The organism is Bacillus sp. FSL M8-0256 (assembly GCF_038005765.1).
Taxonomy (GTDB): domain Bacteria; phylum Bacillota; class Bacilli; order Bacillales; family Bacillaceae; genus Bacillus; species Bacillus safensis.
This window is the reverse complement of sequence record NZ_JBBOTU010000001.1, coordinates 2318196-2343421: the sequence shown is the minus strand read 5'-3', so window position 1 is coordinate 2343421 and position 25226 is coordinate 2318196. Positions and strand designations below refer to the sequence as shown.

At 41.8% G+C, this 25226-nt stretch carries 28 protein-coding genes; 23 read left to right on the top strand and 5 right to left on the bottom strand.

The window, feature by feature from the left end:
* Positions 1-9: 9 nt before the first annotated feature.
* From NSQ76_RS11950 to NSQ76_RS11940, 3 genes are all read left to right on the top strand, one after another.
* Entirely contained in the window at positions 10-993 is a 984-nt protein-coding gene (locus NSQ76_RS11950; protein ID WP_024422925.1) for an alpha-ketoacid dehydrogenase subunit beta, read from the top strand.
* A gap of 19 nt (positions 994-1012) precedes the next feature.
* Positions 1013-2269, top strand: a complete 1257-nt coding sequence (locus NSQ76_RS11945; RefSeq protein ID WP_341053991.1) for a dihydrolipoamide acetyltransferase family protein — start codon at positions 1013-1015, stop codon at positions 2267-2269.
* A 66-nt stretch (positions 2270-2335) separates the two neighbouring features.
* Positions 2336-2629, top strand: a complete 294-nt coding sequence (locus tag NSQ76_RS11940) for a YesK family protein (RefSeq protein WP_024428019.1) — start codon at positions 2336-2338, stop codon at positions 2627-2629.
* Between the two features lie 14 nt (positions 2630-2643).
* On the opposite strand, the gene NSQ76_RS11935 is transcribed toward NSQ76_RS11940, so the two are convergent.
* The gene (locus NSQ76_RS11935; RefSeq protein WP_149126489.1) at positions 2644-3537 is read right to left on the bottom strand and encodes a YegS/Rv2252/BmrU family lipid kinase; all 894 of its coding nucleotides are present in this window, start codon (positions 3535-3537) and stop codon (positions 2644-2646) included.
* Between the two features lie 169 nt (positions 3538-3706).
* On the opposite strand from NSQ76_RS11935, the gene NSQ76_RS11930 reads away from it, so the two are divergent.
* The 6 genes from NSQ76_RS11930 (at position 3707) to NSQ76_RS11905 (ending at position 8225) form a co-directional block, all read left to right on the top strand.
* A complete protein-coding gene (locus tag NSQ76_RS11930) occupies positions 3707-4144 on the top strand; it encodes a BrxA/BrxB family bacilliredoxin (protein ID WP_024428021.1) in 438 nt (145 codons plus the stop codon).
* A 194-nt stretch (positions 4145-4338) separates the two neighbouring features.
* Positions 4339-5103: a transporter substrate-binding domain-containing protein gene (locus NSQ76_RS11925; RefSeq protein ID WP_024422920.1), complete on the top strand. Its 765-nt coding sequence runs from the start codon at positions 4339-4341 to the stop codon at positions 5101-5103.
* 114 nt (positions 5104-5217) lie between these two features.
* The gene (locus tag NSQ76_RS11920; RefSeq protein WP_024422919.1) at positions 5218-5874 is read left to right on the top strand and encodes an amino acid ABC transporter permease; all 657 of its coding nucleotides are present in this window, start codon (positions 5218-5220) and stop codon (positions 5872-5874) included.
* Entirely contained in the window at positions 5867-6589 is a 723-nt protein-coding gene (locus NSQ76_RS11915) for an amino acid ABC transporter ATP-binding protein (RefSeq protein WP_024422918.1), read from the top strand. Before NSQ76_RS11920 ends, NSQ76_RS11915 begins: the two co-directional genes overlap by 8 nt.
* A 120-nt stretch (positions 6590-6709) precedes the next feature.
* Positions 6710-7663 carry an aromatic acid exporter family protein gene (locus tag NSQ76_RS11910; RefSeq protein ID WP_024422917.1) on the top strand — a complete coding sequence of 318 codons (954 nt, stop codon included), beginning with the start codon at positions 6710-6712 and terminating at the stop codon, positions 7661-7663.
* 52 nt (positions 7664-7715) lie between these two features.
* Positions 7716-8225, top strand: coding sequence for a L,D-transpeptidase (locus NSQ76_RS11905; RefSeq protein WP_044332743.1), 510 nt, complete (start codon positions 7716-7718; stop codon positions 8223-8225).
* A gap of 38 nt (positions 8226-8263) precedes the next feature.
* Here NSQ76_RS11905 and prli42 read toward each other — a convergent pair whose 3' ends face one another.
* A complete protein-coding gene (gene prli42 / locus NSQ76_RS11900; protein ID WP_149126490.1) occupies positions 8264-8356 on the bottom strand; it encodes a stressosome-associated protein Prli42 in 93 nt (30 codons plus the stop codon).
* A gap of 101 nt (positions 8357-8457) precedes the next feature.
* Here prli42 and mce point away from each other — a divergent pair, with 101 nt between their 5' ends.
* Genes mce through NSQ76_RS11880 form a run of 4 tightly spaced genes read left to right on the top strand, consistent with a single transcriptional unit; the run spans position 8458 to position 11953 of the window.
* Positions 8458-8880: a methylmalonyl-CoA epimerase gene (mce, locus tag NSQ76_RS11895; RefSeq protein WP_149126491.1), complete on the top strand. Its 423-nt coding sequence runs from the start codon at positions 8458-8460 to the stop codon at positions 8878-8880.
* Complete coding sequence (locus NSQ76_RS11890; protein ID WP_149126492.1) at positions 8873-10336, top strand: acyl-CoA carboxylase subunit beta; 1464 nt, start codon at positions 8873-8875, stop codon at positions 10334-10336. The genes mce and NSQ76_RS11890 overlap by 8 nt, the downstream gene beginning before the upstream one ends.
* Positions 10337-10352: 16 nt before the next feature.
* Entirely contained in the window at positions 10353-11474 is a 1122-nt protein-coding gene (locus tag NSQ76_RS11885) for a tripeptidase T (protein ID WP_041117918.1), read from the top strand.
* A gap of 14 nt (positions 11475-11488) precedes the next feature.
* The gene (locus NSQ76_RS11880; RefSeq protein WP_024422912.1) at positions 11489-11953 is read left to right on the top strand and encodes a chemotaxis protein CheW; all 465 of its coding nucleotides are present in this window, start codon (positions 11489-11491) and stop codon (positions 11951-11953) included.
* Positions 11954-11989: 36 nt separating this feature from the next.
* Here the strand turns inward: NSQ76_RS11880 and NSQ76_RS11875 are convergent, their stop codons facing one another.
* Together NSQ76_RS11875 and NSQ76_RS11870 are read right to left on the bottom strand one after the other, a co-directional pair.
* Positions 11990-12808, bottom strand: coding sequence for a membrane protein insertase YidC (locus NSQ76_RS11875; RefSeq protein ID WP_024422911.1), 819 nt, complete (start codon positions 12806-12808; stop codon positions 11990-11992).
* 28 nt (positions 12809-12836) lie between these two features.
* Positions 12837-13118 carry a hypothetical protein gene (locus NSQ76_RS11870; RefSeq protein ID WP_024422910.1) on the bottom strand — a complete coding sequence of 94 codons (282 nt, stop codon included), beginning with the start codon at positions 13116-13118 and terminating at the stop codon, positions 12837-12839.
* Between the two features lie 179 nt (positions 13119-13297).
* On the opposite strand from NSQ76_RS11870, the gene NSQ76_RS11865 reads away from it, so the two are divergent.
* The 10 genes from NSQ76_RS11865 to NSQ76_RS11820 all read left to right on the top strand — a co-directional run bounded on the left by NSQ76_RS11865 (position 13298) and on the right by NSQ76_RS11820 (position 23674).
* On the top strand, positions 13298-14290 hold the full coding sequence (locus NSQ76_RS11865; RefSeq protein WP_254241452.1) for a carbon-nitrogen hydrolase family protein: 993 nt from the start codon (positions 13298-13300) through the stop codon (positions 14288-14290).
* 260 nt (positions 14291-14550) lie between these two features.
* On the top strand, positions 14551-15795 hold the full coding sequence (locus NSQ76_RS11860) for a DNA polymerase IV (protein WP_024428027.1): 1245 nt from the start codon (positions 14551-14553) through the stop codon (positions 15793-15795).
* Positions 15796-15893: 98 nt separating this feature from the next.
* Positions 15894-17303, top strand: a complete 1410-nt coding sequence (gene gndA / locus NSQ76_RS11855) for an NADP-dependent phosphogluconate dehydrogenase (protein WP_034622350.1) — start codon at positions 15894-15896, stop codon at positions 17301-17303.
* A gap of 116 nt (positions 17304-17419) precedes the next feature.
* Entirely contained in the window at positions 17420-18268 is an 849-nt protein-coding gene (locus tag NSQ76_RS11850) for a GRP family sugar transporter (protein WP_025093008.1), read from the top strand.
* 12 nt (positions 18269-18280) lie between these two features.
* Positions 18281-19066, top strand: a complete 786-nt coding sequence (locus tag NSQ76_RS11845) for an SDR family oxidoreductase (protein WP_034622353.1) — start codon at positions 18281-18283, stop codon at positions 19064-19066.
* A 286-nt stretch (positions 19067-19352) separates the two neighbouring features.
* Positions 19353-19664, top strand: coding sequence for a PTS sugar transporter subunit IIB (locus NSQ76_RS11840; RefSeq protein ID WP_024422905.1), 312 nt, complete (start codon positions 19353-19355; stop codon positions 19662-19664).
* Positions 19665-19667: 3 nt separating this feature from the next.
* On the top strand, positions 19668-20000 hold the full coding sequence (locus tag NSQ76_RS11835; protein ID WP_024422904.1) for a PTS lactose/cellobiose transporter subunit IIA: 333 nt from the start codon (positions 19668-19670) through the stop codon (positions 19998-20000).
* A gap of 25 nt (positions 20001-20025) precedes the next feature.
* On the top strand, positions 20026-21372 hold the full coding sequence (celB, locus tag NSQ76_RS11830) for a PTS cellobiose transporter subunit IIC (RefSeq protein WP_087977120.1): 1347 nt from the start codon (positions 20026-20028) through the stop codon (positions 21370-21372).
* Positions 21356-22762: a glycoside hydrolase family 1 protein gene (locus NSQ76_RS11825; RefSeq protein ID WP_029706057.1), complete on the top strand. Its 1407-nt coding sequence runs from the start codon at positions 21356-21358 to the stop codon at positions 22760-22762. Before celB ends, NSQ76_RS11825 begins: the two co-directional genes overlap by 17 nt.
* A gap of 189 nt (positions 22763-22951) precedes the next feature.
* Complete coding sequence (locus tag NSQ76_RS11820; protein ID WP_024422902.1) at positions 22952-23674, top strand: GntR family transcriptional regulator; 723 nt, start codon at positions 22952-22954, stop codon at positions 23672-23674.
* Positions 23675-23721: 47 nt separating this feature from the next.
* On the opposite strand, the gene zwf is transcribed toward NSQ76_RS11820, so the two are convergent.
* The gene (gene zwf / locus NSQ76_RS11815; RefSeq protein WP_024428033.1) at positions 23722-25197 is read right to left on the bottom strand and encodes a glucose-6-phosphate dehydrogenase; all 1476 of its coding nucleotides are present in this window, start codon (positions 25195-25197) and stop codon (positions 23722-23724) included.
* Between the last annotated feature and the right edge of the window lie 29 nt (positions 25198-25226).

The following is a 25226-nucleotide window of genomic DNA, read 5'->3' as shown; positions in this document are numbered from 1 at the left end:
GGAAGAAAAATGCCTGTTATGTCATATATAGACGCTATTACACTGGCGATGAAAGAAGAAATGGAACGAGATCCGAAAGTGTTTGTGCTCGGAGAGGATGTCGGGAAAAAAGGCGGCGTATTTAAAGCGACAGCGGGTCTTTACGAGCAATTTGGAGAAGCGCGCGTCATGGATACACCTCTTGCAGAATCAGCCATTGCGGGTGTAGGTATTGGGGCAGCGATGTATGGAATGCGCCCAATTGCAGAAATGCAATTTGCGGATTTCATTATGCCTGCAATCAACCAAATCATTTCAGAGGCTGCAAAAATTAGATACCGTTCAAATAATGATTGGAGCTGTCCAATGGTCATCCGCGCACCTTATGGGGGCGGAGTACACGGGGCACTTTATCATTCACAATCGGTCGAAGCTATTTTTGCTAACCAGCCTGGTTTGAAGATTGTGATGCCTTCTACACCTTATGATGTCAAAGGTCTTTTAAAGGCTGCAGTGCGTGATCCAGATCCTGTATTGTTCTTTGAACATAAACGTGCATACCGCCTTATTAAAGGAGAAGTGCCTGAAGAGGATTACACTCTTCCGATTGGAAAAGCAGATGTGAAGCGTGAAGGCGATGATATCACGGTCATTACATATGGCCTTTGTGTCCATTTTGCGCTGCAAGCAGCAGACCGCCTTGCAAAAGACGGCATTTCCGCTCATATTCTCGATTTGAGAACAGTGTACCCGCTTGATCAGGAAGCGATTATAGAAGCGGCTTCTAAAACAGGGAAAGTGCTTCTGTTAACGGAAGATACAAAAGAAGGCAGCATCATGAGTGAGGTTGCGGCAATCATCTCGGAGCATTGCTTATTTGATTTAGACGCACCAATCAAACGCCTGGCAGGACCAGATATTCCGGCAATGCCTTATGCGCCGACAATGGAGAAATTCTTCATGGTCAACCCGGATAAGGTAGAAGCTGAAATGAGAGAGCTGGCGGCGTTTTAAGAAAGAGGAGGGTTTCAAAGTGGCAATTGAACAAATGAAAATGCCTCAGCTAGGTGAAAGTGTAACAGAAGGAACCATTAGCAAATGGCTCGTTTCACCTGGCGATCATGTGAATAAATACGATCCGATTGCGGAAGTCATGACAGATAAAGTGAACGCAGAAGTTCCGTCATCTTTTACAGGAACGATTACAAAGCTATCGGCTGAGGAAGGCGAAACGCTGCAAGTAGGAGAAGTGTTCTGTGAAATTGAGATAGAAGGAAGCGAGCAGCAGAGTGTGAAAGAAGAAGCAGCACCTGAGCAAAGCGAAGCGCCTGAAGCAGATCAAACAAATGAGAATCAAAGTCAAAAGAAACGCTATTCTCCAGCCGTTCTTCGTTTGGCAGGTGAGCACGGCATTGATTTAGCGGCTGTTCAAGGCACGGGAGCAGGCGGCCGAATCACTAGAAAAGATTTGCTGCAACTCATTGAAAACGGCGGCGTCAAAGAGAAGACAGCACCTGTCAATGAACGTGCCGTTCAACCGGAGCCTGTGCAGCCATCTCAAACAAAAGCGGCACCTGCCGTCCCTTCTATGCCTGGTGATGTTGAGCTGCCAGTCACGCTGATCCGTCAGGCAATTGCAGCCAATATGCTGAGAAGCAAACATGAAATTCCGCATGCATGGACGATGATGGAAGTCGATGTGACAAATCTTGTGACAAGAAGAAATCAGCTGAAGGATCAGTTTAAAGCAAAAGAAGGCTTTAACTTGACGTTCTTTGCGTTCTTTGTCAAAGCAGTGGCTCAGGCCTTAAAGGAATTCCCTGAAATGAACAGCATGTGGGCCGGAGATAAAATTGTGCAAAAGAAAGCAATCAATGTTTCGATTGCTGTCGCTACAGATGACGCGCTTTTTGTTCCAGTCATTAAGGATGCGGATGAAAAGACCATTAAGGGCATTGCCAAAGAAATTCATGAGCTGGCGTCTAAGGTGAGACAAGGAACGCTTAAGCAAAGTGATATGGAAGGCGGTACCTTCACTGTCAACAACACGGGATCATTTGGTTCGGTACAATCTATGGGAATCATTAATTATCCGCAAGCGGCGATTTTACAAGTAGAATCGATCGTGAAGCGTCCAATGATAGTAAACGGTATGATTGCGGCAAGAGACATGGTCAATCTTTGTCTTTCATTAGATCACAGAGTACTAGATGGTCTTGTATGCGGCAGATTCCTTCAGCGAATTAAACAAATCCTTGAAGGCATTGACGAGCAGACATCTGTTTATTAAAACAACAATTTTCCCCCTCCCGGCATGAGAGGGGGATTTCCACATCTAGGAGAAAGGAGCGATGATATGTCTGGACTAGATTTTTTTGCTTTTCTCACGATTGGTCTCATGTTTATCACAGCGATTGCATTCGCTTTTCTGCGGTACATTTCTAAATCACGCAATCATCCTGAACGATTACTGCTTATCATATCGATCGTTTCAATCATTCAAATCGTGTACTGTCTGCTGATTGTCGGCGGATTTAAAGGAGCAGCCAATAGCTTTTTAGGAATATCACTTCTCGCCGGGACGCTTCTCGGATATGCACTTGAATATTTATACAGACGATATATCAAAAAAACGCCCGAATCAAAATGATGTCGGGCATTTTTTTATTCTGCTGGAACAATAAAGGTCAAATGCTGTTTTAACACTTCTAAAGAAGAAGGGGCTGTCATATAAACCTCACCATCTGTATCAGCATCCATTTCCTCTTTTGTGTGGATATGAATACTGGACGCTTGAATGAGAGACAGATCGCCGGTGAAATCCTCCAGCTCTTCCCGGTTCATTGAGAAGATTTCTTTTAAAGCAGAGAAACTCGTATTTCTGCAAATTAAGATTTCTGCTTTTCCATCATCAATGGCTGCATGAGGCAAATCAATTCTATTTGTACCGATAAAATGTCCATTCATGACAAGAACGATGACAGCTTCCTCATCCCAGCTTTCCTCTTCTGTCTCAATACGTACGTGAAAAGGATCTGTTTGCTGCAAGGTGCGCAGCGCACTTGTGAAGTAGCTGATTTTGCCGAGTACGGCTTTTTCCTTGTCGTTAATATTGTTGGACGTGTCTGCGATCAGCCCAATTCCCCAAAAGTTTAACACGTATCGATCTTCTGCTTTGATTAAATCGACCTTTTTCTCTTTGCCGTCTACAATCATTTGAGCGGCTTTCTGCATTTGTTGAGGAATACCTAGTGTTCTAGAAAAATCATTGCATGTCCCGCCTGGTAATATCGCTACAGTGGGCCTTTTTTCTAAACCGCCAATGCCGTTCATGCATTCATGCACGGTACCATCTCCGCCTAATATAATGAGCAATTCCACCGTCTCATCAATTTGACAGCAGAAATTATAAGCATCATTTGGCTGCTTTGTTGGTTTCAAAATGAGTTCATCAATATGTATAGAAAGAAGAGGCACTGTTTGACCGAGTGTTTTTTCCATGTTTTTTTGTCCAGCATTTCCATTATAAATGAGCATCGCTTTTTTGAATTGTGCCATCACGCAGTTCTCCCTTTCATCTCTTTATCATCACTTTTCCCCAATTTGACAGCTCATAAACGATGTTTGGAAAAAGAGGCGGAGGAAAAGACAACACATTTGCCCGCTGGCGTTTTCCTTGATATGATGGAGTTAAAATGGTTTTGGTACGCAAAAGGAGTGGACGGACATGAATATTGATTTTAATTTATTTATGAATGATATTGTGAAACAAGCGAGAGAAGAAATTAAGCAGGCAGGCTACACTGAGCTCACGTCAGCTGAAGAAGTAGACGAAGCACTGACTAAAAAAGGAACGGCACTTGTCATGGTGAATTCAGTATGCGGCTGTGCAGGCGGTATTGCAAGACCAGCTGCCGGCTATTCTGTTCATTACGATAAGCGTCCAGATCAATTGCTGACAGTGTTTGCTGGGCAGGACAAAGAGGCAACAGCAAGAGCCCGTGAATACTTTGAAGGCTTCCCGCCATCTTCACCATCCTTTGCATTATTAAAAGATGGAAAAATCATTAAAATGGTCGAGCGTCATGAAATTGAAGGGCATGAGCCAATGGAAGTCGTGTCAAAACTACAAGCCGCTTTCGATGAGCATTGCGAAGAAATCTAACATATGACTTTTGGTTGAATAAATATAAAGCAGTCCGGTCTTTAGATCGGTCTGCTTTTTGTTTTATAAGACAAAAGAATCAAAATAATTTTAGCAAAATACTATTGCATCTTAAAAAGAAAGTGTTTAAAATACATTATAGTGAATAAATATTCAATCAATACATGATTTTAAATACTGGGAGGCATCATCATATGAAAAAGTGGTTATTATTACTTATGACAGCTGGTCTTGCAGCTGCACTCGCAGCATGCGGAACTTCTTCTAATAATTCAAACGCATCAGGAGATGACAAGACACTCGTTATGGCGACATCAGCAGATTATCCGCCATTTGAATCAAAAGACGGAGATAAAATTGTCGGTTTTGATGTAGATCTTGCAACAGCATTAGCGAAAAAGAACGGCTACAAGCTAGAAATTCAAGATATGGACTTTGCTAGCCTTGTATCAGCCCTCAAAACAAACAAAGCTGATATTGTCCTTGCAGGAATGACACCTACAGAAAAACGTAAAAAGCAAGTTGATTTCTCTGATGTTTATTACAATGCTAAAAACTTGGTTGTATCAAAGAAATCTAGCGGTATTAAGGCAGAGAAAGATTTAAAAGACAAAACAGTCGGCGTTCAATTAGGTTCTATTCAACAGGATGAAGCAAATGGACTGCAAAAGAAATATAACCTAACAGTTGAAGACCGTAATAAAATTTCTGATATCATTCAAGAGATTAAAGCAGGCCGTTTTGATGCAGCAATTATTGAAGATAAAGTAGCTGCTGGTTACTTAAAAAAGGAAAAAGACTTCCAAGCATTTGGATTGAACAGCTCAAACGAAGGTTCAGCCATTGCATTCAAGAAAAATAGCGACTTAACAGCGAAATTCAATAAATCATTAAAAGAAATGAAAGATAATGGCGAACTTGATAAATTAATTAAAAAATGGTTTGCTGATGAAAAGTAAGTCAGGAAAAGGATCAGCGTCATTCCAGAAAATCAAGTAGAAAAGCGCTGAAAAGTTCAACTCATGTTGAACTTTTTTCCTGTTTTGTATGAAGGCAGAAAAAAGGAGAATGTCATGTTTGATTTTAAAGATGTAATACCTCAGATGCCCTTTATTCTAGAAGGACTTAAGGTCACGCTTTCTATAGTAGTGGTATCCCTTTTACTTGGATTTATTTTAGGAATTTTATTAACGCTTTGTAAAATTAGTGTGTTTAAACCGCTCATTTGGCTTGCAGATTTTTATACGTCAATTTTCCGAGGCACACCGCTTGTGCTTCAATTGCTCATTATTTATTTTGGTCTGCCTCAGCTTCTTGGGTTTCAAATCGACCAATACTGGGCTGCTGTAGCGGCATTTTCACTCAACTCGGCGGCATACGTATCTGAAATTATTCGTGCGGGTATTAATGCCATTGATAAAGGTCAAAAAGAAGCAGCCGTTGCTTTAGGCATCCCTTATGCTAAAATGATGAAGGACTTATTGCTTCCGCAGGCGTTTAAAAATATTTCACCTGCACTTGTGAATGAGACGATTACACTGACAAAAGAATCAGCGATTGTAACAGTCATCGGACTGGGTGATGTCATGAGACGAGCCTATCAAGCAGGGGCCGTCACGTATAATTATCTTGAACCGCTTATTTTTGCGGGTCTTATCTATTATGTCATCGTGCTTGTTCTCACCTTTGTCGGCAAATCGGTGGAAAGGAAGTTAAAATCAAATGATTAAAATAGAGAAACTCACAAAATCTTTTGGTAAAAACGAAGTTTTAAAGGGGATCGACACCACCATTAAAGAAGGGGAAGTTGTTGCGGTTATTGGACCATCTGGTTCAGGAAAATCGACGTTCCTCCGCTGCATGAATTTACTTGAAAAGCCGACTTCTGGTGTCATTACGATTAAGGACACCGAAATCACCAATCCAAAAACGAATGCACTAAAAGTGCGTGAGAACATCGGAATGGTGTTTCAGCATTTCCATCTGTTCCCGCATAAAACGGTGCTGGAAAATATCACGTATGCGCCAATGAATGTGAAGAATCAATCGAAGGAAGACAGCATCAAGCAAGCTGAAGACCTGCTCAAAAAGGTAGGGCTTTTAGAGAAAAAAGATGATTTCCCGAACCGTCTGTCAGGCGGTCAAAAGCAGCGTGTAGCGATTGCGCGTGCGCTTGCGATGACACCAGACATTATGCTGTTTGACGAACCAACGTCTGCTCTAGATCCAGAAATGGTCAAGGAAGTATTAGAAGTCATGAAAGAGCTGGCTCAATCTGGAATGACACTCGTCATCGTCACACATGAAATGGGCTTTGCAAAAGAAGTGGCTGACCGCGTGATCTTTATGGATGATGGGAAAATTGTAGAGGATGCAAACCCTGTGCAATTTTTTGAATCACCGTCTTCACAGCGCGCAAAAGACTTTTTACAAAAAATATTATAAAGAAATAAGAGAAGGAGACTTAACATCTCCTTCTTTTTTTGATTATAATGGGGAAAGTAAAAAAAGTTCATCATTTCACAAAAGTGAATGGAAACAAGACAGAAAAGAGTGAATCACATCATGTTTAAAATCGGCTACCGAACGCTGAAAACAGCATTAGGAACAGCGATCGCTATTTATATTGCACAATTGCTTGGCTTGCAAAATTATTCAGCTGCCGGGATTATTACGATCCTGTGTATTCAGGTGACAAAGAAAAGATCCCTCTTAGCATCGGGAGCTCGCTTTGCAGCATGCAGTCTTGCTATTTTATTTTCTTATTTATTTTTCGATCTGATTGGGTATCATCCTTTTGTGATCGGTTTGATGCTGCTTGTCTTTATTCCGACAACGGTTTTGCTTCGAATTAAAGAAGGGATTGTCACAAGTTCAGTCATCATTCTCCATTTATACATGTCTGGCGGGATTACCCTCCACCTCATCTGGAACGAGCTGCTGCTGATTACCATTGGTGTTGGGGTAGCGCTGATTATGAACCTCTATATGCCAAGTGTTGATAAAAAACTTAAACGCTACAGCGAACAGATTGAAGCCAACTTTGCTAAAATCTTTGAGGAAATCGAGCAATACTTAATGACAGGGAAACAAGACTGGACAGGAAAAGAAATACCAGAGACACATCAATTGATCAAAGAAGCGAAAGCTCTTGCATATCGTGATGTTGAAAACCATGTATTAAGACATGAAAACCTGTATTATCATTATTTCAACATGAGACAAAAGCAATTTGAAATCATTGAGCGTGTGCTGCCCAAAATTACGTCGATCTCCGTCACAACGGAGCATGGACAAATCATTGCAGAATACATTAGAGACTTACGCGAACATATTCACCCAGGGAACACAGCGCATAAGTTTTTAAGACGTCTCATTGATATGAAAGAAGAGTTCGATGCACTTCCGCTCCCGCAAACAAGAGAAGAATTTGAGGCAAGAGCGGCACTCTTTCATTTCCTCGGTGAAATGGAACAATATTTAGTACTGAAAAGCTATTTTAAAGGGATGAAAGAATAGAGACGCATGAGTTCCTCCTTCATTGGTCAATCTAATGAAAAAGGAGGAGCCTATGCGTCTTTTATTTTATACCGTACTGACCATGTCCCTTTCACCTATCTGGCCGCTTGGACAAAACCCGCTTCCAGGTGACCCGTTTGTCATCATTAATAAACAAACGAATGAACTTGCCTTCATTGATCAAGGAAAAATCCAAAAAGTATATCCTGCTTCAACAGGAAAAACAGCGGATTTAACGCCAGAAGGTGAATTTACGATTATGATCAAAGCGAAAGATCCCTATTACAGAAGAAAGAATATTGAAGGGGGTGCAAAGAATAACCCTCTTGGGCGAAGATGGATTGGATTTGATGCACGAGGAACAGATGGCAGAACCTACGGAATTCACGGAACGAGTGACGAAACATCGATTGGGAAATTTATCACAGCAGGCTGTGTAAGGCTTCATAATCAAGATGTAGAGCTTTTGTTTGATCAGCTTCCAATTGGCACCAAGGTATGGATTACAAAAACAAGTGCTTCCTTTGAAAAGCTTGCCAAAGACAAACAGGCCATTCGTTGACATCGCGAATCACCTGCTTGTCTGCCTTTATTCAAACCTTATAAAAAGGCTGCTGCTCCTGCTAAAAGTGAAGAAACTAACAGCAGGCTAATCATAAGCAATACCATAAATTTCATGAATTTTTGAGACATATCGCACCCCTATAACCGAAGATTTTTGCGACAAGCGCACTTGTCTTTATTTTATCTGGTTTTTTCATATGCGACAAGTGATCAGCAAAGGAAGTGAACGGATGAACCAAATCGATCATATTGCCATTGCCGTCTTTTCTATTAAAGAAACATCTCAAACGCTTCATCAGCTATTTAACTGGCATTTTTCAGACATACAAGAGATTCCTGAGCAGGAGATTAAAGCGTCCTTCGCTTCACTTGATGATCTGTACATCGAATTAATTGAGCCCATCTCAGCCCGCAGTAAACTACATACCTTTTTAACAAAAAGAGGAGAGGGCCTTCATCATATAGCGTTAAAGTCAGATGACATTCAGGCTGATCTTAGCCGTCTCGATCACCTTGGCGTGCAGCTTCTCCAAAAAAAAGCACAGATGGGCGCCAGCGGAAAGCAGATTGCCTTTATTTCACCTAAAGAAACGTCAGGTGTGTTATTTGAATTGTGCGGGTCCTTGAAAGGAGAGAAATATTGCGATGAATGAATCGTTCAATGACTTGTCTGAATGGCGGAATAAAGCGTTAATGGGCGGCGGCGAAAAACGAGCAGCGGCTCACAGAAGCAAAGGAAAGCTGACGGTTCGAGAGCGGCTGCATGAACTTCTTGACGAGGGCAGCTTGATGGAAATTCAGTCATTTGCAACAGGCGGTCTGTCAGAGCATGTTGGTGACGGCGTCGTCATTGGAACGGGACTCATTCACGGTAAGCCTGTCTGTGTTTATGCACAAGATGCAACCGTATATGGGGGCTCATTAGGCGAAATGCATGCGAAAAAAATTGCTTCTTTAATGGATCTGGCAGCTAAAAATCAGATGCCGGTCATCGGTCTAAAAGACTCAGGTGGTGCGAGAATTCAAGAGGGTGTGGTATCATTAGAAGGATACGGACAGATTTTTAAACGGAATGTGCTGTACTCTGGTCGAATCCCGCAAATATCAGTTATTTTAGGTTCATGTGCTGGAGGTGCAGTTTATTCTCCTGCATTGACTGATTTTGTCTTTATGACAGAGCAAACAGCTCATATGTTTTTAACTGGTCCGAAAGTAATAGAAAAGGCAACAGGAGAAACGGTCTGTCCTGACCGTCTTGGCGGTGCAAGTGTTCAGCATCAGAAGAGCGGGAATGTGCACTATACTGGGAAAGATGAGAAGGACGTGTTAGAAGCGGTTCGAACTCTTTTAACGTACATACAAACGAAACAGCAGGCTGTCACACGCGCTGGGACGCGAAAGCATGATACCGCCGATCCAGGCAGCATCTTGCCAAAGGATCCATCTCGAACTTATGATGTCAAACAAGTGGTGACAGCGATAACCGATCCAGACTCATTCTTTGAAACGCAGCCTTGTTTCTCAAAAAATATTGTCACAGGTTTTGCCAGATTACAAGGAGCCTCCATTGGTGTTGTTGCCAATCAGCCAAAGGTGCTGGCAGGCAGCCTTGATCTTGACGCTGCCGATAAAGCGGCCAGGTTTATTCGATTTTGCGATGCGTTTCATATTCCGATCTTAACCCTTGTGGACGTTCCTGGTTTTTTACCAGGAGAAAAAGCCGAGCATGCGGGAATTATCCGCCATGGGGCAAAGCTTTTATATGCGTACGCTGAAGCAACCGTTCCAAAAATCACTGTGATTTTAAGAAAGGCGTTTGGCGGTGCATATGTCGCGATGAATAGCAAGGGCTTAGGAGCTGACTTTGTTTATGCATGGCCAGAAGCAGAAATTGATGTCATGGGGAAAACGTTCGCAGACGAAATCGTTCATCCTGCTTCGCGCAAGTCTGAAAACAAACCAAGTGTATGGAAAGCGGCTCAGGCAGGTCTGATAGATGATATTTTCATGCCAGCTGAAACGAGAGAGCGATTGATCCGCTCATTTGATGTGCTTCGCAGTAAGGAAGAAGATAGACCGTTAAAAAAGCATGGCAACATGCCGCTATAAGAGGAGGAGCATCATCATGATCAATGAAAAACGCTTACTAGACGAATTTTTAGAATTAGTTCAGATTGATTCAGAAACAAAACACGAAGAGAAAATTGTTGAAGTATTAAAAGAAAAATTCTCGCAGCTTGGTCTAAAAGTGGTTGAAGACGATTCAAAAGCGGTAACAGGCCACGGTGCAGGCAATCTTGTCTGTACTTTAGAAGGGAATCAAGAGGCAGATACAATTTATTTCACTTCCCATATGGATACAGTTGTACCAGGGAATGGCGTAAAACCAGTCATTGAGGACGGCTATGTGAAAACAGATGGAACAACGATTCTTGGTGCTGACGATAAAACAGGACTTGCTGCTATGTTTGAGGCGATCCGCGTGCTGAAAGAGAAAAATTTACCGCATGGAACAATTGAATTTGTGATCACAGCAGGCGAGGAATCAGGACTTGTTGGAGCAAAAGCGTTAGATCCGAATTTGATGACAGCGAAATACGGCTATGCCCTTGATTCAGATGGCAAGGTTGGTACGATTATTGTAGCTGCACCAACACAGGCAAAAGTACGCGCAACGATTTACGGAAAAACCGCTCACGCAGGCGTCGCGCCAGAAAAAGGCGTGTCTGCGATTACCATTGCATCAAAAGCAATTGCCAGCATGCCGCTTGGCCGGATTGATGAAGAAACAACGGCGAATATCGGCCGTTTTGAAGGCGGAACACAAACGAATATTGTGTGCGATCAAGTTGATATTTTGGCGGAAGCACGCTCTTTAGAACCAGCAAAAATGGAAGCTCAAGTAGCGAAGATGAAAGAAGCCTTTGAAAAAACAGCTAAAGAAATGGGCGGAAGTGCCGATGTACAAATTGACATCATGTATCCAGGCTTCAAATTCTCACACGGCGATCAAGTCGTAGAAGTGGCGAAAAAAGCGGCAGCAAAAATTGGCCGTCCTTCAGAACTGCAGACGAGCGGCGGAGGCAGTGATGCAAACGTCATTGCAGGCAACGGCGTCCCAACTGTCAACCTAGCTGTTGGATATGAAGATATTCATACGAAAAATGAGAAAATGCCGATTGAAGAATTAGTCAAAACAGCTGAAATGGTTCTCGCCATTATCGAAGAAACGACAAATCCATCGTAAAGGCAGGAGACTCTGTGAGCACGCAAAAGATTATTATTTTTCAGGTGGGGCAAGAGGAGTTTGGCATCAGTGTAGAGCATATTCGTTCGATTGAAAAGGTCCCTTACTTACAAGAAGTATCGAACCTTCCAAAAGAAATTAAAGGACTGATGTCATTAAGAGGAGAGGTCATTCCTGTCAGTGACACAGGCGTGATGCTTCACGGAAAGCCTCTTGATGTGAACGAGCAGTCCAAGGTGCTGCTATTTGAAGTAAACGATCAAATGATTGGCTGTCTTGTCTCAGATGCAAAAGATATCATCGATATCGAGCAAAGCGAGATCAAGCCATTTCATATGAACACGAAGGCATCTGAATATTTCTTCGGCGTTGTGGAGAGAGAAAACAAAATGATTTTACAAGTGGACCCAAATAAGTTCCTTGGGAAAATTGAGGACCTCGATCAATTGCCAGACCGGTTGAAAGAAGAATTGGCATAATGAAAAACCCCTTATCTAAAGATAAGGGGTTTATTTTTATTCAGCAGCTGGTTTGGCTTGTTCGTTAGCCGCAGCTTTCGTTTTTGATTTTTGGTACATGACATTTAAAATAATCGTTTGAATCGTGAGTAATAGTCCGCTTGTCATCCAGTATAAAGGAAGAGCAGCGGGTGCATTGATTGAAAGAAACAGCATCATGATTGGGAAAATCATGCCCATTACTTTCGCTTGCTTCAGCGCAGCCTCTGTCTGGGTGCCTGATTGCTTCGCATATTTTTGAGTGACATAAAATTGCAAGAAATACATAGCCCCTGCAAAGACTGCCACCAATAAATCGGTTTGTCCCAAGTTAAACCATAAGAACGTATGAGTTGCGATCTCAGGTGTTGAGCGAATCGCTGAGTAAAAGCCAAGAACAATTGGAATTTGAATCAGCATCGGCAGACAGCCCATTGCCAGCGGGTTCACATTGTTCTCTTTATATACTTTCATCATTTCCATTTGCAGTTCTTTTTGTTTTTCAGGATCTTTTGTTTTCTTCAGTTTGCTTTGTATTTGGTCAATCTGAGGTTTCACCAGTGCCATTTTTTCCTGCATGACTCGTTGCTTCTTAAATTGGTTCGCAAAAAGCGGGAAAATCAGCAGGCGGACAATCAAGGTGACAAACATAATGGATAAACCATAATCATCATGGAAAAAGTTCGCAAGCCAAATGATCAGCTCAGAAAAAGGCTGAACAAAATAATGATGGAAAAACCCATCAGAGCTCGTATTCGTTTGCGCACTCGCTGCAAATGCAGGTGACGCAATCATCATCAAACAAAAAGTCGTAAAAACAGTCAATAAACGTTTCAATTCGTTTCCTCCTCATGATTAAAAAAATTTAATTAGTGAGAGGAAGCGAATGGTCTTCATCATCATTAGATGATCGTTTCATTCGAATGACTTTACTAATCCAAGTTGTAATGCGATCATATATGATAAACAGAAAGTCTGTTCGATTCAAGCAAGATGCGTCCAACTCTTCCAAACGATGTCCACCAAGATGTTCGTTCATACGGCAGTCTTTTAGCAAAAACGCAATGCCGATGGCCGTCAGCGCTGGAAGAATAATCGTAAAGAATTCAACAAGGAAAAAGACTTCATTGAATGTATCAATAATCATGATTATCACATCCATTTCATTACTCACAGTGTACTATACACATGGTTAAATGTCTAACACAACCACGTGTTTTCTCTATTAAATAAAATTCCTTATTTTGTATAAAATAGTAAATGTCATCCAAACTTCATATTTCCTATCCTATAATGAGGTGGATAAAAGAAATGGAGGTTTTGAATATGACAAGTATTTACCCAAAGTTTCGAGCAGCTGCCGTGCAAGCAGCACCTGTCTACTTAAATTTGGAAGCAACCGTTGAGAAATCATGTGAACTGATCGACGAGGCAGCTTCAAATGGTGCAAAGCTTGTGGCATTCCCAGAAGCATTTTTACCTGGTTATCCTTGGTTTGCTTTTATTGGTCATCCAGAATATACGAGAAAGTTCTATCATGAATTATATAAAAATGCCGTTGAAATCCCTAGCTTAGCCATTCAAAAAATCAGTGAGGCAGCAAAGAGAAATGAAACGTACGTTTGTATATCATGCAGTGAAAAAGATGGCGGCTCTCTCTATTTAGCTCAGCTTTGGTTTAATTCAAATGGGGATTTAATAGGAAAACACCGGAAAATGAGAGCTTCTGTAGCAGAAAGACTCATTTGGGGGGATGGAAGTGGAAGTATGATGCCGGTCTTTCAAACTGACATTGGAAACCTGGGCGGATTGATGTGCTGGGAGCATCAAGTCCCGCTTGATCTTATGGCGATGAATGCTCAAAATGAGCAGGTACATGTAGCCTCTTGGCCAGGTTATTTTGACGATGAAATTTCAAGCAGATATTATGCCATCGCGACACAGACATTTGTGCTGATGACATCATCTATATATACGGAAGAAATGAAAGAGATGATTTGTTTAACGCAGGAGCAAAGAGATTACTTTGAAACATTTAAAAGCGGGCATACGTGCATTTACGGGCCGGACGGAGAACCGATCAGTGATATGGTTCCTGCTGAAACGGAAGGAATTGCTTACGCTGAAATTGATGTAGAAAGAGTCATTGATTACAAGTATTATATTGATCCGGCTGGACACTACTCCAATCAAAGTTTGAGTATGAATTTTCATCAACAGCCCAATCCGGTGGTAAAACATTTACATCATCAAAAAAATGAAGTATTCACATATGAGGACATTCAATATCAACATGGTATACTTGAAGAAAAAGTGTAAATGAACGTGAAACCCAGCGCGCAGACAAACCCTCGCATTCGGTGTCAGTCCTGCGCTCCGGTGCTCGTCCTTCCTAGGGTTGCATAGGTTTTTGATCACGCTGAAAAGAAGACTAAGGCTAAAATCAAGATCATTTTAGCCCTTTGTTAACAGTCTGGCCTTCTCTTTTTTAGAGAAGGTTTTTTTGAGGAAAGATGAAATAAATCAATGTATAATCAAAAATAGCTGATCAAAATACAGGTAGACAAGAAAATGGGGTTATGCCAATGTCAAATATTATTTTTCATATAGACATGAATGCTTTTTATGCCAATGTAGAAATGGCGTATGATCCTTCTTTGCGAGGGAAACCTTTAGCCATCAGCGGAAATGCAAAAGAGCGTAAAGGGATTGTTGTGACGTGCAGCTACGAGGCAAGAGCACTAGGTGTGAAGCCCCCGATGCCTTTGTGGGAGGCGAAGCGGCTATGTCCGGGACTCATTGTCCGCACACCGAACTTTGACCGGTACCGCAGCTCCTCACAAGAGATGTTTACAATACTAAGAGAATACAGTGATTTAGTCGAACCTGTATCGATTGATGAGGGCTATATTGATTTAACACATACGCCATATGCCGAGCATGCGGTAAAAACGGCTCATGATATTCAAACAAGGCTTGTAGAGGAACTGATGCTTCCTTCAAGTATCGGCATTGCACCGAATAAATTTTTAGCGAAAATGGCGTCTAATTGGAAAAAGCCAATGGGCATCACCATATTGCGTAAACGAGATGTTCCGAACATGCTCTGGCCGCTCCCTGCTGGTGATATGCACGGGGTTGGCCAAAAAACGGCAGAGAAATTAAAAAAAATCGGAATTCATACCATTGAAGATTTAGCGAAAGCGAATGAGTATACGCTAAAAGAATTGCTTGGCATTAATGGACCGAGATTAAAGCAAAAGGCGAATGGTGAACATGACGGCATCGTAGACCCAGAAAGAATATACGAATTTAAATCCGTCGGCAATTCATCTACTCTTCCTCATGATTCGGATGATTCAGATGAACTTGTCACGTTAATTGATAAGCTGTCACACTCTGTGAGTGCAAGGTTAAGGAGAAAAGAAGTGATGGCGAACCGGCTGCTCATCATGATTCGGTATGCAAGCTGGAAAAATATCACGCGAAGTGTCATGCTCACAAATCCAACGGATCGAAAGGAAGACATATTTGAAGCGGCAAAGCAGTTATTCCTTAAACATTGGAATGACCAGCCAGTGAGGCTCTTAGGTGTGACGGGGACAGACCTTGTCGAACGAAAAGCAGCTGTTAAACAGCTTGATTTATTTTCATATACAGAAGATGCAAAAGAAGAGCCTCTCCAAACCATTTTAGATGGACTGAAAGAAAAATATGGAAAGTCATTGGTGCAAAGAGGGATCACTATTAAGGAAAAAGAGAGCAAAACAAGCGGGACAAGTTTTAATAAAGATTTTTTTCAGGACGAAAGAGGAAATGACTAGCCTGAAAACTTGATAAAAGAGGTGATGTTGTGGTAATTTCAAAGGGTACATCATTTCAGCAGTAATCAATATAGTGTGTTAGAAGGGACGTCAGAATTATGTCAAAACAACAAATCGGTGTGGTTGGACTAGCCGTTATGGGGAAAAACCTTGCCCTCAATATTGAAAGCCGCGGTTTCTCCGTATCCGTTTATAACAGATCTAGCAGCAAAACAGAAGAGTTTCTTCAAGAAGCAGAAGGAAAAAACGTTGTTGGCACATACAGCATCGAAGAATTTGTTCAGTCGCTTGAAACACCGCGTAAAATTCTTTTAATGGTAAAAGCTGGTGCAGCAACAGATGCAACCATTCAATCATTACTTCCTCACCTAGAGAAAGGTGACATTTTAATTGATGGTGGAAATACATATTACAAGGATACACAAAGACGTAACCAAGAGCTTGCAGAAAGTGGTATTCACTTCATTGGTACAGGTGTTTCCGGCGGTGAAGAAGGCGCGCTAAAAGGTCCTTCCATCATGCCAGGCGGTCAAAAAGAAGCGCATGAGCTAGTAAAACCAATTTTAGAAGCGATCTCTGCGAAAGTAGATGGCGAGCCTTGTACAACGTATATCGGCCCAGATGGAGCAGGACATTATGTCAAAATGGTTCATAACGGTATCGAGTACGGAGATATGCAATTGATCTCTGAATCCTACTTTATCTTGAAGCATGTTGCTGGATTGTCAGCAGGGGAGCTTCATGAAGTATTCTCAGAGTGGAATAAAGGCGAGCTTGACAGCTATTTAATCGAAATTACAGCTGACATTTTCACAAAAGTGGATGAAGAAACAAACCAGCCGCTTGTGGATGTGATCTTAGATAAAGCTGGTCAAAAAGGAACTGGAAAATGGACAAGCAAAAGCTCACTTGATCTAGGTGTCCCGCTTCCAATCATTACTGAGTCTGTTTTTGCGCGCTACATTTCAGCAATGAAAGATGAGCGAGTGGAAGCAAGTCAATTGATCGAAGGTCCAGAGCCAGCGAAATCAGCTGAGAATAAACAAGAGCTGATCGAAGCAGTTAGAAAAGCCCTATTCATGAGTAAAATCTGCTCTTACGCACAAGGCTTTGCGCAAATGAAAGCAGCGTCTGATGAATATAACTGGGATTTGAAATACGGTGAAATTGCGATGATCTTCCGCGGCGGATGTATCATTCGTGCAGCCTTCTTACAACAAATTAAAGAAGCGTATGACCGTAATCCTGAACTGAAAAACCTATTGCTTGATCCATACTTTAAGGATATTGCTCAAAACTATCAATCATCACTTCGTAAAGTCATTTCACTTGCAGTGGAACAAGGAGTGCCTGTTCCTTCATTCTCAAGTGCACTTGCTTACTTTGATAGCTATCGCACAGCTGTCCTTCCAGCGAATTTAATTCAAGCACAGCGTGACTATTTCGGTGCACATACGTATGAGCGTACAGATAAAGAAGGCGTATTCCATACTGAATGGATGAAATAAATAGAGAACGACTGAAAAACCTTACCTTTGGTAAGGTTTTTTTGTTTGCATCTTTTCGGCTAAAAATGTGAAAAAGAGGGATGCTATGTAAAAAAGACAAGAAAGTAGGGATAGAAGTGGGCATCTTATATGCACTTCTCCCAGCGATATTTTGGGGAAGTATTGTTCTCATCAGTGTCAAATTAGGCGGGAATGCGTATCAGCAAACCCTTGGCATTACGCTCGGCGCGTTTTTATTTTCGATTGCTGCCTTTTTCATCAAAATGCCAGAGCTGACACCGCTTATTTTTGCGGTTTCCGTCATTTCAGGCATCTTCTGGAGTATTGGACAAATGAATCAGCTTTCAAGTGTTGCTTTTCTCGGTGTGTCTAAAGCGGTTCCTTTATCAACGGGCATGCAGCTTGTGAGCACAACGCTATTTGGCGTCATGGTCTTCAAAGAATGGCAGACGATGACGGTCATACTCATTGGTTCTTGCGCCATTTTACTGATCATTGCAGGTGTTGTGATGACATCGCTCGGCCAAAAAAAGAATGGCGGCGGGAATGGCAGAGGCAATTTTAAAAAAGGGATCATTATTCTGCTCATCTCAACCGTTGGCTACGTCGGATATGTCGTCATTTTAAGATGGTTTGATATTGATGGCTGGTCTGCACTTGTCCCGCAATCCGTCGGCATGCTGCTTTCATCCTTAGCGATTAGTTTAAAGCAGGACCCATTTAGTAAATATACGTTTAGAAATATCATTGCCGGTCTTGTTTGGTCAACAGGAAATCTTGGTCTGCTTTTGGCCATTCCATTAATCGGCGTAGCCGTAAGCTTTTCAATGTCACAAACAGGGATTGTCATCTCAACACTAGGCGGTATTTACTTATTAAAAGAGAAAGCATCTAGAACAAGCTTTGTCATTGCAGGCTGCTTGATGATCATTGCAGGCGGTGTGCTGCTAGGCTTTACAAAATAGGAGGTTACACGAATGTATCCAGATTTAGAAGGAAAAACAGTTCTGATTACAGGTGCAGGTACAGGGATTGGCCAAGCGATGGCCCGCCGATTTGGACAAGAAAAAGCCAATGTGGTGATTAATTACTTCTCTGATAAAGAAAATCCGGATGATACCATTGCAGAAATTCAAAAACATGGCGGACAGGCTGTGAAAATCAAGGGAGACGTATCAAAGGAAGAGGATATGCAGGCGATGATTGATAAAGCCGTTGATACATTCGGCAGTCTTGATGTGATGATCAATAACGCAGGCATTGAAAATGAAGTACCCTCTACAGAAATGACGCTGGATAATTGGAACAAAGTAATGTCTACCAATTTAACAGGCATGTTTCTAGGGTGCCGTGATGCACTGAAGTATATGACAGATCATGGGATAGAAGGCTCGATCATTAATATGTCGTCGGTTCATCAGCAAATTCCTTGGCCTCATTTCGTGCATTATGCAGCCAGTAAAGGAGGCGCAAAGCTTTTGACAGAAACATTGGCGCTTGAATATGCCCCTAAAAAAATCCGTGTAAACAGCATTGCACCAGGCGCCATTGATACCCCAATTAATGCGGAGAAATTCGATGATCCAGCATTGAAAAAAGGCGTGATTGAGCTGATTCCAATCGGCTATATTGGAAAGCCGGAAGAAGTGGCAGCATGCGCTGTCTGGCTGGCATCAAAAGAAGCAAGCTATGTTACCGGCTTGACGTTATATGTTGACGGCGGCATGACAAAGTATCCAGGTTTTCAGGCAGGAAAAGGATAAGACAATGAAGACAAATCAGCGTGTAGACAAACCCTCGCATTCGGTGTCAGGTCTGCGCTCCGGTGCTCGTCCTTCCTAGACTTCAAAGGTTTTCTATCAGGCTGAAAAGAAGACAAAGGGCTAAAATCAAGCATTTTAGCCCTTTGTCAACAATTTGAACGAGCGTAAAATACGCTCTTTTTTTATATTAAATACATACAAATGAAATTAAATGTCTAGACATTTAAAAATAAAAATATATAATATTAATTGGAAGCGCTTTTATTACAACAATGGGGTGAGAGAAATGAAACGTATTTTATTAGCATGCAGTTCGGGAATGTCTACGAGTTTACTAGTGACAAAAATGAAAGCACATGCCGATTCAATTGGGGACGAAGCAGAAATTTGGGCAGTTGGTCAAGATCAAGCAAAAAAAGAAATGGCGAATGCAGATGTTGTGTTAATCGGACCGCAAATGAGCTTTTTAAAAGGAGACCTCCAAAAAGAAGCAACAAAATACGGGATTGAGGTAGAGGTCATTGATATGCAGGCATACGGGCTTGCCGATGGACAAAAAGCATATGAACAGGCACTTACATTGATGGGGGAATCTTAAAGGATGGAAAAGAAAACACTCGAAGGGCTCACGGAGGAACAAGTGAGCTTTCAATTGATCTTACACAGCGGGAATGCACGCAGCAAATTGCTTCAGGCTCTGAAACAATATCGAGAAGGTCTAGAAGAAGAAGCTTTTAGTCATATGAAAGAAGCGGAAGAAGATTTACGGCTTGCACATGACATCCATTTTCAACTCGTGCAGAAAGAGGCAGGCGGAGAAACAACATCCTTTTCCTTATTGCTCATGCACGCTGAAGATCATTTAATGTCGACCATTACCATCAAGGAGCTTGTGGGAGAGCTTCTGCCGATATTCCAATCGCTTAAACAATAAAGGGTGTAAACAAGGGGGGAAACCAATGTTTGATAAAATAAGTGCCATTTTGGTTCCGATTGCTGGGAGATTGAACAACAACCGATATTTAGGCGTATTACGTGATGCCTTTATGCTTGCGTTCCCGCTCACCATCTTTGGTTCCATTATGGTTGTGCTGATGAATTTGCCATTTTTAGATAAAATCATGAGTAAAAACGTACTGGAAGGCGTCCAGTCTGCACTGAATATCGCACCAAGTGCGACCATCAGCATTATGAGTGTGTTTGTTGTATTTGGGATTGGCTACTATTTATCAAAAAGCTATGATGTAGAAGCTGTCTTTGGCGGCGTGATTGCTTTAGCCTCTTTCTTGCTTCTAACTCCGTTTTTACTAGAACAAGAAGGCGGTGCAACGATTGCAGGCGTTATCCCAGTTGATCGTTTAGGTGCAAAGGGGATGTTCCTAGGAATGATCACAGGCTTTTTGTCTGCTGAAATTTATCGTTATTTTGTCCAAAAGAAATTTGTGATCAATATGCCGCAAGGGGTTCCACCAGCTGTTTCCAAGTCTTTTGCTGCACTGATCCCGGCTACTTTGACACTTACAACCTTTTTGCTCATAAATATCATCATTACACAAGGCTTCAAAACAAATATGCATGATTTGATTTATCATGCTATTCAGGCGCCGCTTGTCGGTCTTGGAAGCGGTATTATTCCGACGTTGATCGCTGTTTTCTTTATACAAATTCTTTGGTTCTTTGGGCTTCATGGCCAAATTATTATCAACTCTGTCATGGATCCGATTTGGAATACATTGTCCATTCAAAACCTAGAGAGCTACACAAAAACAGGTGAGGTTCCTAATATCATCAGCAAGCAGTTTATTGAAATCTATACGGTTGGAATGGGTGGAACCGGTATGACGCTTGCTGTTGTGTTTACGATTTTAATTTTCCTGAAAAGTAAGCAATTAAAACAAGTAGCCAAGCTTGGCTTAGGACCAGGATTATTTAACGTCAATGAACCGATTATCTTTGGTTTACCGATTGTCATGAATCCGCTTATTCTCATTCCGTGGATTTTGGCGCCAATGGTCATTACATGTATTACTTATTTTGCGATGGCATCAGGGATTGTACCGCCGCCGACAGGCGTGAATATCCCATGGACAGTGCCGATCTTTATTAGCGGAATGATGGCAACAAATTCACTAGCGGGCGGACTGCTTCAGTTGTTTAACCTGATGATTGTGTTTGTCATTTGGTTCCCGTTCCTGAAATTTATTGACCGTATGAATGTGAAAAATGAAAAAATAACGACAACAGAAAAAACGAAGGCAGCAAACATCAAAGGTGAAGGAGACTCAATACATGTCGATGGAAACTAACAAGCAATCATATACATTTCCAGAAGGTTTCTGGTGGGGATCTTCTGCTTCTGCGACGCAAACAGAAGGGAGCGTCCCCGGCGATGGAAAGGGACCGAACATTTGGGATCATTGGTTTGAACAAGAGCCAACTCGTTTTTTTGATGGCGTAGGACCGGACGTGACATCTCAATTTTATCGAAAATATAAAGAGGATATCCGTCTCATGAAAGAAATTGGCCACAATTCATTTCGGTTGTCGATTTCATGGTCACGCCTTTTACCAGAAGGAACAGGTGCTGTGAATGAAGAAGCGGTGTCTTTTTATAATGATGTGATCAATGAACTGATTGCACATGATATCGAGCCATTTGTGAACCTGTACCATTTCGATATGCCAATGGCGCTGCAGGAGAAAGGCGGCTGGGTGAACAGACAGGTGGTCGATGATTATGTGAGCTATGCAACATTATGCTTCCAATTATTTGGCGACCGGGTGAAAAAATGGTTTACCCATAACGAACCGATTGTTCCTGTAGAAGGCGGATATATGTATAGCTTTCATTATCCAAACGAAGTTGATTTCCAAAAGGCTGTACAGGTCGGTTTTCATGAACTTTTATCAAATGCGAAGGCGATTGCGGCTTATAAAAAGCTGCAGCAAGGCGGTAAGATTGGCATCATCCTAAACCTGACTCCTTCGTACCCGCGAAGCCAGCATCCGCGCGATGTAGAAGCAGCAGAGATGGCCGATGCTTTCTTTAACCGTTCCTTCTTAGATCCTGCGGTGAAGGGGCATTTCCCGGAAAAGCTAGTAGAAGTCTTAAAGAAAGAAGGCTTTATGCCAAGTATGGAAGAAGGGGACCTTGAGCTCATTCGAGAGAATACGATTGATCTTCTTGGCATCAACTATTATCAGCCAAGAAGAGTGAAAGCGAAAGAGCATATGCCGCATCCTCAAGCACCATTTATGCCGAACCATTATTTTGATTCTTTTGAGATGCCGGGAAGAAAAATGAATGTGTACCGAGGCTGGGAAATCTATGAAAAGGGCATTTACGACATATTGAAAAAAGTTCAAACAGACTATGATAATATTGAATGCTTTATTTCTGAAAATGGAATGGGCGTCGAAGGAGAAGAGCGGTTTAAGGATGAAGAAGGAATGATTCATGACGATTACCGCATTGACTTTATTTCTGAGCATCTCAAATGGGTGCATCAAGCCATTCAAGAAGGAAGCAATGTGAAAGGCTATCATCTATGGACCTTTATGGACAACTGGTCCTGGTCGAATGCATATAAAAATCGTTATGGATTTGTCTCAGTTGATCTTCAAAAAGACGGGAAACGAACGATTAAGAAAAGCGGATACTGGTTTCAATCCGTTTCAAAGAATAACGGTTTTTAATCAAAATACTTGCTCTTTCCTTGAAAAGAGCAAGTATTTTTCTTATGTGACGGTAAGTGGATGAAACAAAAATGGCTGGCACCTTTTAAGCTCACATCCCTTAGTGTAAAATGAGAGGAAGGCTAAAAAACGCCATATTTCCTTCTAGAATAAAGCGCTATGAAAAAACAAGTCAGTTGGTGGTGTGAGATGAAAAAGTACGAACTCATTTCAGAAGAAATCAGAAAACGAATAGGAACAGCCTATTATCCAGAAGATCAACCCATTCCAGATGAAAACTCGCTTGCCGCCGAATTTCAATGCAGCAGAATGACAATGAAACGTGCGCTTGATCTTCTCGTTGCAGAAGGTCTGCTCTTTAGAAAAAGAGGCCACGGTACATTTATTGTAAAGGCAGCGCTCAATCAAGGGGCAATCAATGTATCAGGCCATGAAAATAAAGGGTTCACAAAGGTCATGGCGGATAAAAACGTCACGACTCAAATCATTCATTTTGATGTCCATTTTCCAAGCGAAGAGGTGGCAGCCCATTTATCTATTGACTCAACCACACCTGTTTATGATATCATCCGGCTCCGTCTTGTGGATGAAGAGCCTTACGTATTAGAAAAAACGTTTATGCCAGTCAATCTCATTAAGGGCATAGATGAAGAAGTTCTACTGGGTTCTATCTATGGCTACATTTCAAATCAGCTTCATTTAAAAATAGCAGGAGCGCACAAGAAAATTAGAGCGGCTAAATCAGATCAGCTGGATCAGCAGTATTTAGGGTGTGACCCAACAGATCCTGTGCTTGAAGTCGAGCAGGTTGCTTATTTAAACGCAGGGCAGCCGTTTGAATATTCATTTAGCCATCATCGCTATGATAAATTTGACTTTTCAACGGTTGAAATCACGAAAACAGGACGTTAAAAAAAGAGCAGAACCCCCAAGGGAGACTGCTCTTTTTTTATATGATTTTATATATTCCACCAATGGTATCCATCTTTTTCTAGAAGCTCATCAGCTTCTTTCGGTCCCATAGAACCAGCAGGATAGTTTGGTTTTAATGTTTTGCTTTCTGCCCATTTCTCAGAAATCGGATCAACGAAGTTCCAAGAAAGTGCCACCTCGTCCCAGTGAGCAAAGTTTGTTGCATCGCCTAGCAAGCAGTCATGAATCAGCTTTTCATATGCTTCTGGGGTATTCATGATGTCGTTATAGTTTGTTTGGTAGTCAAGCTTAATCGGTTTCGCATACGTGCCGCCATCGAGCTTTCGAGCATTCAGGTGAAGGGTGATGCCTTCATCTGGCTGAATATGAATGACGAGTAAGTTTGGATGCATGGCATTTCCGTTTCCATAGTACAGGTTCATTGGAATGTCTTTAAATTGAACTACGATTTGAGTAGATTTCTTTTCTAACCGTTTTCCTGTCCGAATGTAAAATGGCACCCCGGCCCATCTAAAGTTATCAATCAGCAGTTTCCCTGCCACAAATGTTTCTGTGTTTGAGTTCGGGTCAACATTTTGCTCTTTCAGATAAGAAGGAACCTCGCTGCCATCAATCGTACCAGTATCATACTGTCCGCGGACAAAGAATTGATCGACCTCATCTTTAGAAAAAGGACGAAGAGCGCGCAATACTTTCCGTTTTTCGCTGCGGATTTCCTCTGTATTGAGTTTAATTGGCGGCTCCATTGCTAAAAGGGCAACCATTTGAAGCATATGGTTTTGGACCATATCTCTTAGTGCACCAGAATTTTCGTAATATCGAGCCCGGTCTTCAACCCCTAATGATTCACTGGATGTAATCTGAATGTTTGAGATATAGCGGTTTGTCCAAAGCGGTTCAAAGATAGCATTCGCAAAGCGGATGACCTCAATGTTTTGAACCATTTGTTTACCAAGGTAGTGGTCAATACGATAAATTTGATCTTCTGTGAATGCATCACGAATTTCTTCATTTAATGTTTTGGCACTTGGCAGATCATGCCCAAATGGCTTTTCAATGACAAGTCGTGACCAGCCGGTTGTTTCTGATACGCCCTCACTCTTTAGGAACTTCGCAATCGTTCCGAAGAATTCCGGTGCCATAGCTAAATAGAACATGCGGTTATTTGGAATACTGTACGTATCTTCAAGACCTGTTAGAAGCGTGTTAAGCGATTGATAGGAAGCAGGGCTTGATACGTCAAAATCGTGATAATAGAAATGTGAAATGAATTCTTCTGTTTTCGCTTCTGCATCATCAGAAGAAACAGATTCCTTTACCACAGCTCTGAGGTCCTCATGAGACCATGGACGGCGTCCAACTCCGACAACAGCGAATTGATCACCTAGCTTTCCGCTATGATAAAGTCTATGTATAGAAGGGTAGAGCTTGCGTTTGGCAAGGTCTCCTGTTGCGCCAAAAATGACAATGACTGCTTTAGGGTTGTTAGTTTCTGTATTCACGAGAAGTACCTCACTTTATTCGTAGCATT